At 67.7% G+C, this 12,861-nt stretch carries 11 protein-coding genes; 1 reads left to right on the plus strand and 10 read right to left on the minus strand.

What is annotated here, in order from left to right; translation table 11 throughout:
• The 8 genes from KBY71_RS05265 to KBY71_RS05300 form a co-directional block, all read right to left on the minus strand.
• A partial coding sequence (locus tag KBY71_RS05265; protein ID WP_254927913.1) for a PAS domain-containing protein occupies positions 1–650 on the minus strand: 650 nt, incomplete at its 3' end.
• Between the two features lie 220 nt (positions 651–870).
• Positions 871–1,134, minus strand: a complete 264-nt coding sequence (locus tag KBY71_RS05270; RefSeq protein WP_254927914.1) for a hypothetical protein — start codon at positions 1,132–1,134, stop codon at positions 871–873.
• Positions 1,131–1,580, minus strand: a complete 450-nt coding sequence (locus KBY71_RS05275) for a gamma-glutamylcyclotransferase (RefSeq protein ID WP_254927915.1) — start codon at positions 1,578–1,580, stop codon at positions 1,131–1,133. The genes KBY71_RS05270 and KBY71_RS05275 overlap by 4 nt, the downstream gene beginning before the upstream one ends.
• Positions 1,573–4,119 carry a CHASE domain-containing protein gene (locus KBY71_RS05280; RefSeq protein WP_254927916.1) on the minus strand — a complete coding sequence of 849 codons (2,547 nt, stop codon included), beginning with the start codon at positions 4,117–4,119 and terminating at the stop codon, positions 1,573–1,575. The genes KBY71_RS05275 and KBY71_RS05280 overlap by 8 nt, the downstream gene beginning before the upstream one ends.
• A gap of 85 nt (positions 4,120–4,204) precedes the next feature.
• Positions 4,205–6,682: a ligase-associated DNA damage response DEXH box helicase gene (locus KBY71_RS05285; RefSeq protein WP_254927917.1), complete on the minus strand. Its 2,478-nt coding sequence runs from the start codon at positions 6,680–6,682 to the stop codon at positions 4,205–4,207.
• Positions 6,679–7,563 carry a LysR substrate-binding domain-containing protein gene (locus KBY71_RS05290; RefSeq protein ID WP_254927918.1) on the minus strand — a complete coding sequence of 295 codons (885 nt, stop codon included), beginning with the start codon at positions 7,561–7,563 and terminating at the stop codon, positions 6,679–6,681. The genes KBY71_RS05285 and KBY71_RS05290 overlap by 4 nt, the downstream gene beginning before the upstream one ends.
• Positions 7,557–9,221, minus strand: coding sequence for an ATP-dependent DNA ligase (locus KBY71_RS05295; protein ID WP_254927919.1), 1,665 nt, complete (start codon positions 9,219–9,221; stop codon positions 7,557–7,559). The genes KBY71_RS05290 and KBY71_RS05295 overlap by 7 nt, the downstream gene beginning before the upstream one ends.
• Positions 9,222–9,228: 7 nt before the next feature.
• Positions 9,229–10,230 carry a ligase-associated DNA damage response exonuclease gene (locus tag KBY71_RS05300; protein ID WP_254927920.1) on the minus strand — a complete coding sequence of 334 codons (1,002 nt, stop codon included), beginning with the start codon at positions 10,228–10,230 and terminating at the stop codon, positions 9,229–9,231.
• An 86-nt stretch (positions 10,231–10,316) separates the two neighbouring features.
• Between KBY71_RS05300 and KBY71_RS05305 the strand changes: the two genes are divergently transcribed.
• Positions 10,317–11,399: a class I fructose-bisphosphate aldolase gene (locus KBY71_RS05305; protein WP_254927921.1), complete on the plus strand. Its 1,083-nt coding sequence runs from the start codon at positions 10,317–10,319 to the stop codon at positions 11,397–11,399.
• A gap of 14 nt (positions 11,400–11,413) precedes the next feature.
• On the opposite strand, the gene KBY71_RS05310 is transcribed toward KBY71_RS05305, so the two are convergent.
• Both KBY71_RS05310 and nadA read right to left on the minus strand, forming a co-directional pair.
• Positions 11,414–11,803 (minus strand): hypothetical protein, encoded by a 390-nt coding sequence (locus KBY71_RS05310; protein ID WP_254927922.1) that lies wholly within the window; start codon positions 11,801–11,803, stop codon positions 11,414–11,416.
• A 71-nt stretch (positions 11,804–11,874) separates the two neighbouring features.
• A complete protein-coding gene (nadA, locus tag KBY71_RS05315) occupies positions 11,875–12,828 on the minus strand; it encodes a quinolinate synthase NadA (protein ID WP_396095073.1) in 954 nt (317 codons plus the stop codon).
• Positions 12,829–12,861: the final 33 nt, after the last annotated feature.

A 12,861-nucleotide genomic window follows, 5' to 3' on the forward strand; every position in this document is an offset into this window, starting at 1 on the left:
TTCACCACCCGCACCAACTGGCCGCTGGCATCGAGGATCGGGTTGTAGGAGGCTTCCAGCCACACTGGCTCCCCGGATTTGGTGATTCGTTGGAACTGTCCACGCTGGCTCTCGCCCCGCGCGAGAGCGGTCCAGAACTGCTTGTAGGTCTGGGATGTGGCCTCCTCCTTGGTAACGAACAGGCGGTGATGCTGGCCAACGATCTCCTCTTCGGCGTAACCCATCACCTGCAAAAAGATCGGATTGGCCCGCTGGATGGTGCCATCGGGAGCAAATTCAATCACCGCCATCGAGCGCTCAATGGCCGCGATGCTGCTGTCAATGTTAGCCCTCGCATTCTTCGCCTCCGTGATGTTGCTGGCCAGCAGGATCACCTTGTCGGGCTTGCCGCTGCTGTTGAACAACGGGTTGTAGCTGGCCTCAAGCCACACCTCCCGCCCCCCCTTGGCGAGGTAGCGGAACTCGCCCTGAAGGAAGACCCCTTTCGCCAGGCTTGCCCACAGCTGTTTGTATTCGGTGGAGCGTGCCTCCTTGGGATCGACAAACAGGCTGTGGTGCTGGCCAATCAGCTCGGCTTCGCTGTAGTCCATCAGCGCTAGAAAGTTGGCATTGGCACGCAACACCGCGCCCTTGAGATCGAATTCGATCATGGCGTTGGAGTGGTCCAGGGCCTTCCCGAGCGCTTGGGCGGTGTCGTTGTCGATCGCCGCTGTCGGTTTTGTGCTTGCGGGTTTGGTTGTGGATGTCTTGGCTGTTGTTCGCTTGCCTGTCGTTGTCACGCGCCCATCGTCCGAAACCTGACTGTGTTCTGGAACCGCAGGGGACGCTTCGGGCAAACCGCTTGATTCTCTTAAGGCTCAGGCGCTGGGCTCAGGGAGTGCGGCAAAGCCGCTGCAGATCGGCGGTGCGATACAGGCTTTGGGTATCACCGGGCTGGGCTTCGGCCAAGCGTTGGTTTTTGGTGAGGCCGTTGATGGCGCCCAGGTGGTTGGCCAGGGTGGCCTTCTCCGCTCCGTGGGCTTGCCGCCAGTGGGCGCAGAGCTCCAGGTTGCCTGGCGGGAGGGCTGCTCCGGGCCGTGCCAGGGCGACCCCAAGCCCCAGAACCAGAGCGGCCCTTTTGATGCTGGGGCTCATCGCAGCGACTCCGAGCGCAGCCAGCGGGGGTGGCGCGGACCGCTCCAGTGCCCAGGGGCGATGAGGGGGGCGTGGCGCACCTGGGCAGGCCGACCCAGGTAGACCCAGGCGCAGCGGCCATCGCGCAGGCGCAGCCAGTGGCGCGCGAACAGACGCGGGCTGCCCTCGAGACGGTCGAGCCGTTCGAGGGTTGGGGCCTCCACCTGGTACAGCTCTCCCTGCAGAACCTCGCTCCCTGGAGAGGAGGAACCATCGGGAGCTGGCACGGCCATGGGGAATGGCCCCAGATCGAACAGCTGCACCCCCTCCAGCTGGCCTTCGCCCAACCCGGTGGGTCCCGCCAGCCAATGGTGGTTCGGCTGATGCCGTTTGAGACTGCCGTAGACAAACACCGTTGTTGTGCCCTGGCCGGTGATAATCGGACTTGATGCTTCCGACTCAGCCATGACCATCGCCCTGTTGATCGCCCTGGCTGGCTCCCTGGTGCTGATGGCGGTGATCGTCAAGCGGCTCGAGCAGGCCTGAGGCTGGCTCCGGCAGGGTTTGGTTTCCGTTGCAGAGCTGCACGGCATCTCCCTTGGCGCGCTTGGCCGCATACATGGCATTGTCGGCGGCGGTCAGCAGCTGAGCACTGCTGTTGCCATGGTCGGGGTACCGGGCGACGCCCACGCTGGCCGAGATGGTGATGGCTGGATCGAGCGTGCTGTAGGGAGCCCGACTGGCCTCCACGAGTTTCCAGCCCATCTTGAGCAGCTCGTCGGTGCTGCCTGCTTCGGGCACCAGCACCACGAATTCATCGCCGCCCTGGCGGCAGAGCAGGTCGCCGTCGCGGATGACCTTGCGAAACCGCTCCGCCACGATCTGCAGCACCTGATCCCCCATGTTGTGGCCGAAGCGGTCGTTCACGGGCTTGAAGCCATCGAGATCGAGGTAGAGCAGGGCCACTCCATGGCCATGGCGCTTGGCCAGGGCCAGCTGGCGCTCCAGCTGCTCCATGAGCATGGCGCGGTTGGCCAGGCCCGTGAGGGTGTCGTGCTGGGCCATGAAGCGCACCGCTTCTTCAGCCTGATGGCGCTCGGTCACGTCCTGCAGCATGCCCACGTAGTAGCGGGGTTGGAGACTTTCATCCCGCACGGTGGTGATGCTGAGGTGATGGCGACGGACCTCACCGCTGCGCAGCCGATTCCAGACGTCGCCTTCCCAGAAGCCCTTCTGCAGGAGTCCATCCCACATCGCCTTGTAGAAGGCGGCGTCATGGCGGCCGGATTTGAGCAGGTTGGTGCGCTGCCCTTTGATTTCTGAAATCCGGTAGCCGGTGAGCTGGCTGAAGGAACTGTTGGCCTTCACGATGCGGCCTTCGGGATTGCTCACCACGATGGCCTGGCCGCTTTCTTCGAACACGGTTGAGGCCAGAGCCCTTTCCCGGCCTGCCTTTTCGCTGATCGCCAGGGCCTCTTTGGTGGCCAGATGGTTGCGGATCAGAATTTGAGTGATCAGGGCGGCGATGGCGCTGCCGCTGGCTCCGAGCAGCAGGTTGAGCCAGAACGCCGGACTGATTCCATTTGGCCCCACAAGCTTGGGTGAGAGCTGCACCCCCACAAGCCAGCTGCGGCCGGCGATGTTGAGGCGCTCGTAGGACGGGTGCCGCACCTGCTTGCGGCGCAGGAGGTTCTGGTTGTCAAAGAGGAGGTTGGAGGCGAGGGGCTGGTCGCCGTCGAACACCAGCACTCCGGTGCCATCGAGATCGGCGTTGTCCACCGTGTCCAGGGCACTTTTCACCAGATCCTTGAGGCGTAGGGGTGAATAGGCCCAGCCCACCAGATTCCGCTTGCTGGCTTGCGTTGCCACTCCCTTATCGGCATACACGGGTAAATAGATCAGGGCTCCGCGCTGCAGGTCCTCTTCGGTTTCTTGAACCAGGCGCACCTTGCCGCTGAGGGCAGCGCGGCCTGATTGCGCTGCCCGCTGCATCGCTTCACGACGCACCGGATCAGAGTACATGTCGTATCCAAACGCTCTCTGGTTGCGCCAATCAAAGGGCTCGAGAAACTCAATGGCGCTGTAATCCTGGCGTGGGCCCGGGGGGCGCACGGAAAAGTCTGGAAAGCCTTCAGTTCGGATCCTGCGTTCAAAGCCTGTCAGTTCTGTGGCGGGAATCCAGCGGGCGAACCCGATCCCTTGTACCCCTTGTAGTTCCCGTGTGTTGAGAGTGATGGATTGGTAGAAGGTGCTGAATTCACTGCGGCTCACTTGATTGGAGGCGTTGAAGAGGCCTGCCAATGAGCCGAGAACTGAAATATCAATCTCTAGTTTGTTCTGAATCGCGTCCACCACATTGTCGAGAAGATTGCTTTCGATGCGGAGGTGCTCCTGGAAGCCGAAGCGGCGCGCCTGTTCGCTAATGCCTGCGGTGATCAGCAGTCCGCTTGCCAAAACGATCCACGGCAGCGTTGTGACTTTGGTTGCCGTTGTCCAGGCTTTTTTCCAGGGATTGAGCCAAGATCTTCTTCTGCTGGTGGGCTGCCGGCGGTCGAGAAGCAATGCATTCGTGTCTCCCCAATCCTGTTCAACCTGATTGATTTTCCGCTGAAGTTCCTCCAGCGAGAAGCGGGCGCTGATGTCGCGGAAGAGAAACAGGAACGGATTCGGCTCCTCGGTGTTGATCGGCCGCCACTCCACTTCGAGGGCGTGAATCGGATCCCGGCTGAGGATGGAGGTGATGCGTCCTGTCTTGGTGATCCCCCCTCTGGTTTGCTCGATGGTCAGCATCGGCTCCCCAACGATGTTCAGCGGAAGAAGGCTGTGCAGATCCTGTCCAAGGCTGGTCAGTCTCGGTCGCCCCACCAAGGCATCGAAGGGGGCGTTGGACCACTGCACCGTCCCTGCTGCATTCACCAGGACCATCCCTTCGTCGATCTGCCCCAGAGCCGTGTCCAGGCGACCCATGGTGCGGCGCAACTCCCCTACCAAGGTTTCGCCGTCCATCAGAGGCTTGGGGCGGGGTGCTGGTGAGCCATGGTCAGTTGGTTGGCGGCCCCATCCTGGCCTGATTCTTTTTAAATCAATGATTTCAGACGCATTCGGCCTTGCGGGCCTCCGCGATCAGCCGCTGCACCCGCTCCAGCAGGGATTCATTGCTCATGCGGTTGTTGAGCCGCTCGGCAAGCAGGGGAAAGGCCAGGGGCCCGGGCCGGGGGGTGGCCTCAAGCTGCAGGGTGCAGCGTTGGAGTCGCTCGAGGGCGCCGGTGATTCGGGGGAGGTCCAGCTGGTCTGAGAGCACCTCAGATCGGGCCTGGGCCAGTAGGAGATTGGCTGGTTCGTGGCGGCTGAACACATCAAAGAGGAGGGCGGCGCTGATCTGCAGTTGCCCTCCCGACTTGGCCTGGCCGGGATAGCCGTTGCGCACCAATCCACTGATCTGGGCAATCGCCCGGAAGCGGCGGCGGCAGAGCTCTGAGAGGTTGATGGCCCGCTCGAGATCGTCCTGCAAGTGGGCGCCGTCGAGTAGGGCGTCGCCGTGCAGGCTGAACAACTCCTCAAAGGGGTAGCCCTTGGGAGCCAACAGCTCAAAGCCGTAGTCGTTCACCGACACGGTGATCGTGCTGGGCTGCTGGCGGGCTAAGCGCCAGGCCCACAGAAAGCCCAGGCCCTCATGCACGAAGCGGCCCTCAAACGGATAGGCGTAGAGGTGGCTGCCCTCCCGGCTGCGGCACACCTCCACCAGAAACTCGTCGTTGCGGGGCAGCCGTGAGAGCTGGGCCTGGCGTTGCAGCAGGGGCTCCAGCGCCTGCAGTTCCGGGCTGTCGAGGCTGGTTTCCCCCGCCAGGGCCCGGGCGCAGCGGTCCACCTCGGCCCGCAGGTGCTGGCTGAGCAGATCGGAGAGGGCCATCTGGCCACCGGCCCAGGCGGGAACGGTGGAGCTCTTTTTGGTGGTGGCCTTCACCTGGGCCGTCATCTCCCGCAGCCGCACGAATTCCAGCTGGCGGCCGGCAAAGAAGAACACATCGCCGGCTTTGAGCCGGCCGATGAAGGCCTCCTCCACGTGGCCGAGTACGGCGCCGCGTACGAAGCGCACGGTGACGGCGCGATCGGCGGTAATGGTGCCGATGTGGAGTCGGTGCAGCCGGGCGATGGCCTTCTCCTTCACCCGGTAGTGAAAGGGCCCGTTGCTGCCGGGGGTGATGGGATCGCGCTCGAGCTTGCGGTAGCGGGGATAGGCCCCGAGGCAGTCGCCCCCCTGCTCGAGAAACCGCAGGCACCACCGCCAGTCGGCGTCGCTGAGCTGGCGGTAGCTCCAGGCCGTGCGCACCGCCGCCAGGGCCTGGCCCGGTTCGAAGCCCGGGCCGCAGGCCAGGCTGGTGAGGTGCTGCAGCAGCACGTCGATCGGCGCGGCCGGCGGGCGGCGCTGCTCCACCAACCCCGCGGCCAGGCCCCGGCGCAGGGCACTGAGCTCCAACAACTCCAGGGCATGGGTGGGCATGAACAGCACCTGGGAGGTGCCGCCGGGGCTGTGGGCACTGCGGCCAGCACGCTGCAGCAGCCGCGCCACGTTCTTGGCCGAGCCGATCTGCACCACCCGTTCCACCGGCTGAAAGTCCACCCCCAGATCCAGGGAGCTGGTGGCCACCACCCAGCGCAGGGCCCCGCTCTTCACCCCAGCCTCGATCGCCTCCCGCTCGGCCCGGTCGATGGCGCTGTGGTGGAGCGCTAAGGCGTTTTCCATCTCGGGGCAGGCGTAGCGCAGGCACTGGTGCCAGCGCTCGGCCTGGTTGCGGGTGTTGGTGAACAGCAGGGTGCTCACCCCCGGTTCCAGGGCGGCCACCAACTCCTCGTACATGCGCAGACCGAGGTGGCCGGCCCAGGGGAAGCCATCGATGCTGTCGGGCAAGAGGCTGCGGATGGCTGTGGCCCGGGTGATCGGGGCGGTGATCAGGCAGGGTTCGGCGTTGCCGCTGCCGACGGCGGTGCGGGCGGCTTCGTTGAGGTTGCCGATGGTGGCGCTGATCGCCCAGGTGCGCAGGCCGGGGCGCTGGGCGCGCAGCCAACTGAGGCAGAGCTCGGTCTGGCTGCCGCGCTTGCTGCCCAGGAGCTCATGCCACTCATCCAGCACCACCGCCTGCAGCCCCCCGAAGAGCTCGGCTGCCCTGGGGTTGGCCAGCAGCAGGCTCAGGGATTCGGGCGTGGTGATCAGGATCTCGGGCGGCGTGCGCAGCTGCCGGGTGCGTTCGCTGGTGGGGGTGTCGCCATTGCGGATGCCCACCCGCAACGGCCAGCCCATGGCCTCGATCGGCGCTGCGATGGCCTGGGCCAGGTCGCGGCTGAGGGCCCGCAGGGGGGTGAGGTACAGCAGCCGCAGACCTGGACCGGGCTCTGCCAGCAGTTCGGCGATCGGACCCATCACGGCGGCATAGGTTTTGCCCGAGCCGGTGGGCACCTGGATCAGGCCGCTGTTGCCCTCCAGGTAGGCCTGCCAGCTCTGCCGCTGGAAGGGCAGCGGCGTCCAGCCCTGCTGGGAAAACCAGGCCTCGATCGGCGCCAGCAGACTCATGGCCCTGTGCGCAGTGGCCAAAGGGTGATCTCGGGCGCCGCCGCGGCGAAGGGTTCCAGGCGCTGGAGCAGTTCGGCCGCCAGGGTCAGGGTGGGGGGGTGCTGGCCAAACTCCCGCCGCACCACCAGGGATTCGCCACTCTCGAGCGGCAGATCGAGGGGCAGGCGCACCAGGCTGCCGGCCACCCGCTCACTGAGCACCGTGGCGTAGCCGATGGTGAGGTCTGCTTCGGCCTGCCCTTCCCAGCGCTCCCGCCGGTACCGCCGCATCCTCACCGGTGCGTTCCACAGTCCCAACTGCTTCAGGCAGGCCTCCACCTTGGGGTAGGTGCCGGGCGGCAGGGCCAGGCTGGGGAAGGCGGCCACGTCGTCCCAGGTGATGGGCCCCTGGTTCAACAGGGGATGGTTGGGGCCCACCACCAGGTGCACCGGATAGCGGCACAACGGCAGGGCCACCAGCTCGGGATCGTCGGGGTCGGGCCAGTCGGGACCCGCGGCGATCCAGGCGTCGATCACCCGCTGGCGCAACAGCATCAGGGGCAGGCCCACCCCCACGATGTCGCAGGTCCCGAGCAGCCAGCCCGCGGGCTCTGGCGTGGCCAGCAGGGGCCCGGACCAGTAGGTGGCTTCCAGGCGCAGCGGGGCCAGGCCTTGCCAGCGGGCCAGCTGGTGCACCCGCCGTTCCAGCTGCAGCAGGGTGGGGTCTCCCTGCAGGCTCCACTCCTGATCCTCTTTGACGAGCTCCAGCTCGAACAGCGCCAGGGCCTGGCCGCACTTGCGGCTCACGGAGGATTGGTTGAGGCCGAGGCGCTGGCCGGCAGCCTGCCCAGAGCGCAGCCATACACACAGATCCAGGCTGGCCAGGCTCTCCAGACTCAGCACGGGCCACGCTCGAGCAGCGCCAGGGCCGTGGCCAGGGTGTCGGCCTCCTGGGCTGGTTTGTCGTGGCGCCAGCGGCGGATGCGGGGGAAGCGCACGGCCAGGCCGCTTTTGTGGCGAGGTGATTGTTGCAGCCCCTCGAAGGCCAGCTCAAACACCTGCAGGGGCTCCACCGCCCGCACCGGACCAAACCGCTCCGTGGTGTGCTGGCGGATCCAGCGATCCAGGGCGGTGATCTCGGCATCGTCCAGGCCGGAGTAGGCCTTGGCGAAGGTCACCAACTGGCCGTCGCCATCCCAGAGCCCAAAGGTGTAGTCGGTGAACAGGTTGGCGCGCCGTCCGCTGCCGGCCTGGGCGTAGAGCAGCACCGCATCGAGGGTGTCGGGGTCGCGCTTGTGCTTCCACCAGGAGCCCCGCCGCCGGCCCGCCAGGTAGGGAGAGGCGAGGTCCTTGAGCATCAGCCCTTCGGCCGCCGCCGCCGCGGCCTGCTGGCGCAGCGGCTCCAGCTGGTCCCAGGCCGTCAGGGGCAGGCGGGGGGAGAGGCGCAGGAGCCCGGCTGCGGGGGTGGGGGCCGCCTCAGAGCATCGATGGAGCAGCTCCTCCAGGGCGGCCCGGCGTTGGCGCAGGGGCCGCTGGCGCCTGTCGTCGCCCTCCCCCTCGAGCAGGTCGTAGGCCACGAAGGCAGCTGGACACGCCGCCAGCAGGGCCCGGCCCGGCGCCTTGCGCCCCAGGCGCCGTTGCAGCTGGCTGAAGGGGGCTGGTTGGGCGGCCGTGCTGGGCCACACGAGGATCTCGCCGTCCAGCACGGTGCCCTCCGGCAGGTTGGTCGCTGCCGCGATCAACTCGGGGAAGGCGGTGTTGATCAGCTCTTCCCCCCGGCTCCAGAGGAACACCTGGCCGGCGCGGTGGATCAGCTGGCCGCGGATGCCGTCGAACTTCCACTCCGCCAGCCAGTCCTCGGCGGCGCCGGCCGGGAGCTCTTCCAGCGGTGAGGCGAGGAAAAACGGATAGGGGCGGCTGGGCACGGCCTCGGTTTGGTGCGCTGGGGCCAGCAGCTGCCGGTAGGCCTCGGGGCTGGGGCTGAAACCGCCCATCAGCCGGTGCTGCAGCAGGGCCGCCTCCAACCCGCTGAACTGGGCCAGGGCCCGCAGCACCAGTCCCGGCCCCACCCCCACCCGCAGGCCGCCGGTGAGCAACTTGTTGGCCACCAGCAGCTCGTTGGCGCTGAGCCCCTGCCAGAGCTGCCGCACGGCCTCGGCCTGGGCCTCTCCCTGCAGGGCCGCCGCGGCGGGAAGCAGCTCGTCGAGCCAGCGGTGCAGGGGGGCTCCGGCCCACGACTCACCGGGGGAGCCCTCGGCACCGACCGGGCCCGTCTGCGGCGCCACCTGCTGCCAGAGCAGGGCGATCGTTTCGGCGGAATCGCCCACCTGGGCGTAGCAGTCGTCAAACAGCCAGTCCGGCAGGGGCGAGCCGGCCAGGCAGATCTCCCGCAGCCGCCGCCCCGTGATTAGACGTTTGCCCTGTTTGCCCAGCAGCACGTGCAGGGCCCAGGCCGCATCGGCGGGATCGGCGCTTTCGAAGTAGGCCGCCAGGGCGGCCACCCGGGAGCTGGTGCCGCTGCTGGCATCCAGCCTGCTGTAGAGGGTGGCGAAGGGCTGCATGAGTGGTTCAGGCGGCGGCGGCCGCGCCCTCCAGCGGTTCGGCGCTCAGGCCTTCCACCTCCCGCAGGTAGCGGGCCAGCCCATCGCTGTTGCCGTGGGTCACATACACCTGGCGGGCGCCGCTCTCTTTCACGCTCTGGAGCAGACCGGGCCAGTCGGCGTGGTCGCTGAGCACAAAGCCCCGTTCATACCCCCGGCGGCGGCGGGCACCACGCACGGCCATCCAGCCGCTCACGAAGGCCGTTTGCGGCAGCTTGAAGCGCCGCATCCACACCGACCGGTGGGCTGAAGGGGGCGCGATCACCAGCCGGCCGGCCAGGGATTCGCCCTTGGCGAGCGCGCTCACCGCCTGGGTGGGCGGCAGCACCACCCCCGCCTCGCGGTAGGCGGGCATCAGCGCTTCCACGGCGCCGTGCAGCAACACCTCCTCGCGGACGCCGATGGCGGCCAGTTCGGCCAGCAGCCGCTGGGCTTTGCCGAAGGCGTAGGCAAACAGCAGCGAGGGTCGCTCCGGCGCGCCGCGCCACCACTGCACGATGTCAGCGGCCACCTGGGCACCACTGCGCCAGCGGTAGATCGGCAGGCCGAAGGTGGCCTCGGTGATGAACACATCCGCCCGTACGGGGGCAAAGGGGGCGCAGCTGGGGTCGGCGCAGCGCTTGTAGTCGCCGCTCACCAACCAGCTCTCCCCGCCGGCCTCCAGCCGGATCTGGGCGCTGCCGAGCACATGGCCGGCGCTGTGGAACGACACCCGGGCGTCGCCGATGCGATGCAGCTGGCCGTAGTCGACGGGGATCAGGTTGATCGTGGCCCCGAGCCGTTGGCGCAGGATCGTTTCACTGGCGCCGATCGCCCAGTATTCGCCGCAGCCCGGCCGGGCGTGGTCGGCGTGGGCATGGGTGATCAGCGCCCGCGGCACGGGCCGACAGGGGTCGATCCAGGCCGCCGCCGCCGGGCAGTACAGCCCCTGGGGCGTGAGCTCGAGCAGGCTGCCGGCGGGGAGAGGCATCGGCCGATTGTGGCGAGGGGGGCGCGCCACCGTTGACGTCGCCCCGGGGCCCCTTTAGCCCGGGGGTGCACAGCAGGCCCCCACCCATGGCTCTGGACACCTTTCGCGACGAGCTGGCCGCCACGGCGGCGGCCCTGGCCGCTCCGGGCACCGGCCTGCTGGCCGCCGATGAATCCACCGGCACGATCGGCAAGCGCTTCGACGCCATCGGACTCGAGAACAGCGAAGCCAACCGCCGGGCCTACCGCACCCTGCTGGCCACCACCGCAGGCCTGGGCGCGTCCATTTCCGGCGTGATCCTCTACGAGGAAACCCTGTTTCAAACCAGCAGTGCCGAGGCGGGTGGCGCCCCGATCGTGGACCTGTTCCAGCAGCAGGGCATCGTGCCCGGCATCAAGGTGGATCTGGGCGTGGAGCCCCTGCCTGGGGGACTGGAGGGGGAGTCGTGGTGCACCGGTCTGCGGGGCCTGGCCGAACGGGCTGCCCGCTACTACGCCCAGGGGGCCCGGTTTGCCAAATGGCGTGCCGTGCTGCGCATCTCCGCCGCCGGCTGCCCCTCGGAGCTGGCGGTGCGGGAGAACGCCTGGGGCCTGGCCCGCTACGCCCGCACCGTGCAGGAGCAGGGCCTGGTGCCGATCGTGGAACCCGAGATCCTGATGGATGGCGACCATGACATCGCCACCACGGCCGCCGTTCAGGAGTGGGTGCTGCGCAGCGTCTACGAGGCCCTGGCGGTGCACGGGGTGTTTCTGGAAGGCAGTTTGCTCAAGCCCTCCATGACCACCGCTGGGGCCGACTGTCCGGAGCAGCCTTCGCCCGAGCAGGTGGGTGACTTCACCCTGCGCACCCTGAGCCGCACCGTACCGGCGGCGGTGCCGGCCATCCTGTTTCTCAGTGGCGGCCTGAGTGAAGAGGACGCCAGCCTCTGCCTCAATGCCATCAATGCCGCCGCCGCCGATACGGGCGCGCCCTGGCACCTGGGCTTCTCCTTCGGCCGGGCCCTCCAGCACAGCTGCCTGCAGCACTGGCGTGGCCTGGATCGGGACGCCGGCCAGGCGGCCCTGCTGGCGCGGGCCCGGGCCAATGGCGCCGCCAGCCGCGGTGGCTATCGGGCGGGTTCCGAGCCCTCGGATGACGCCACCCTGTTCGTGGCCAACTACAGCTACTGAAGGGCCCCTGCGGATCAGGACCAGCGCAGCCGGCCGTAGACCTGGCGCTGGAACCCGTTGGGTCCGTTGCTGTACTGCACCAGCTCCTGGGCTTCCACCCGGTAGAAGATGCGGCATTGATACATGTAGGCCGTCGGCGGATCCCCCGGTTCGGGACCGGCGCGCATCACCGTGCAGGGCCGGGCCTCGGTGATCCTGAGGTTGAGCTGGCGGTCCACCTGGCAGATCCCTTGCTCCAGCCGGATGCGGGTGGCGGTGGTCTGTTCGTTGGGCACCAGCCAGCGGGCCGTGCCGCCGCTCCCCTCGGCGAACTGGGCGGCTTCCCAGAGGTCGAAGCAGTGGGGTGTGCCCGGTGGGTCCTCCTGGGCCCGGCCGGGCGTTTCCCAGCCGGTGAGGCCGAGCAAGGGGCCCGCCAGGGCGATGCCCGCTGCCAGGGCGGCGCTCAGCGTTTGGCCGTGATGGCGATGCAGCGGACTCAGCGGCTCATCTCCAGCATTTTCTGGATGGGGGCGAGGGCCCGCAGCCGGAGGCTCTCGTCCAACTCGATGGCCGGGGCCATGTTCTCGAGGCAGCGCCACACCTTGTCCAGGGTGTTGAGCCGCATGTAGGGACAGGCGTTGCAGCTGCAGCCGTCGGCGCCGGGCACCGCATACAGGGTTTTGTGGGGCACCGCCTTGCCCATCTGGTGGAGAATCCCCGGCTCGGTGAGCACGATGAAGCTGTCGGCCGGGCTGGTTTCGGCCCGCTGCAGCAGCTTGCTGGTGGAGCCGATGAAGTCGGCCAGATCCAGCAGGTGTTGCTGGCATTCGGGGTGGGCCAGCACCTCGGCGCCGGGGTGCTCCAGCTTCAGCTGCAGCAGGGCCTGCTCGCTGAAGGTTTCGTGCACGATGCAGCTGCCGGGCCAGAGGGTGAGCTCGCGGCCGCTCTGGCGCTGCACCCAGCGGCCCAGGTTTTGATCGGGGGCAAACAGGATGGGCCGATCGGCGGGCAGTTGGCGCACCAGATCCACCGCATTGCTGCTGGTGCAGATCAGGTCGCTGTGGGCTTTCACCGCTGCCGAGCAGTTGATGTAGCTCACGGCGATGTGGTCGGGATGGGCGGCGCGGAAGGCGGCGAAGGCCTCGGCGGGGCAGTCGTCAGCCAGGGAGCAGCCGGCCTCCAGATCGGGCAGCAACACCGTTTTCTGAGGGCTGAGGATCTTGGCGGTCTCCGCCATGAAGTGCACGCCGCAGAACACGATCACCTCGGCATCGGTGGCGGCGGCCTTGCGGGAGAGCTCGAGGGAGTCGCCGATGAAGTCGGCGACATCCTGAATTTCAGGGTCCTGGTAGTAGTGGGCCAGGATCACGGCCTTGCGCTGGTGCTTCAACGCCGCAATTGCTCCGGGCAAATCGGCGACTGGTGGGTTCTGGATGGCGGCGAAAACCAACCCGGGGCCTCAGCTGATGCAGGATGGCATGAG

The organism is Cyanobium sp. T1B-Tous (assembly GCF_024345475.1).
GTDB lineage: Bacteria > Cyanobacteriota > Cyanobacteriia > PCC-6307 > Cyanobiaceae > Cyanobium_A.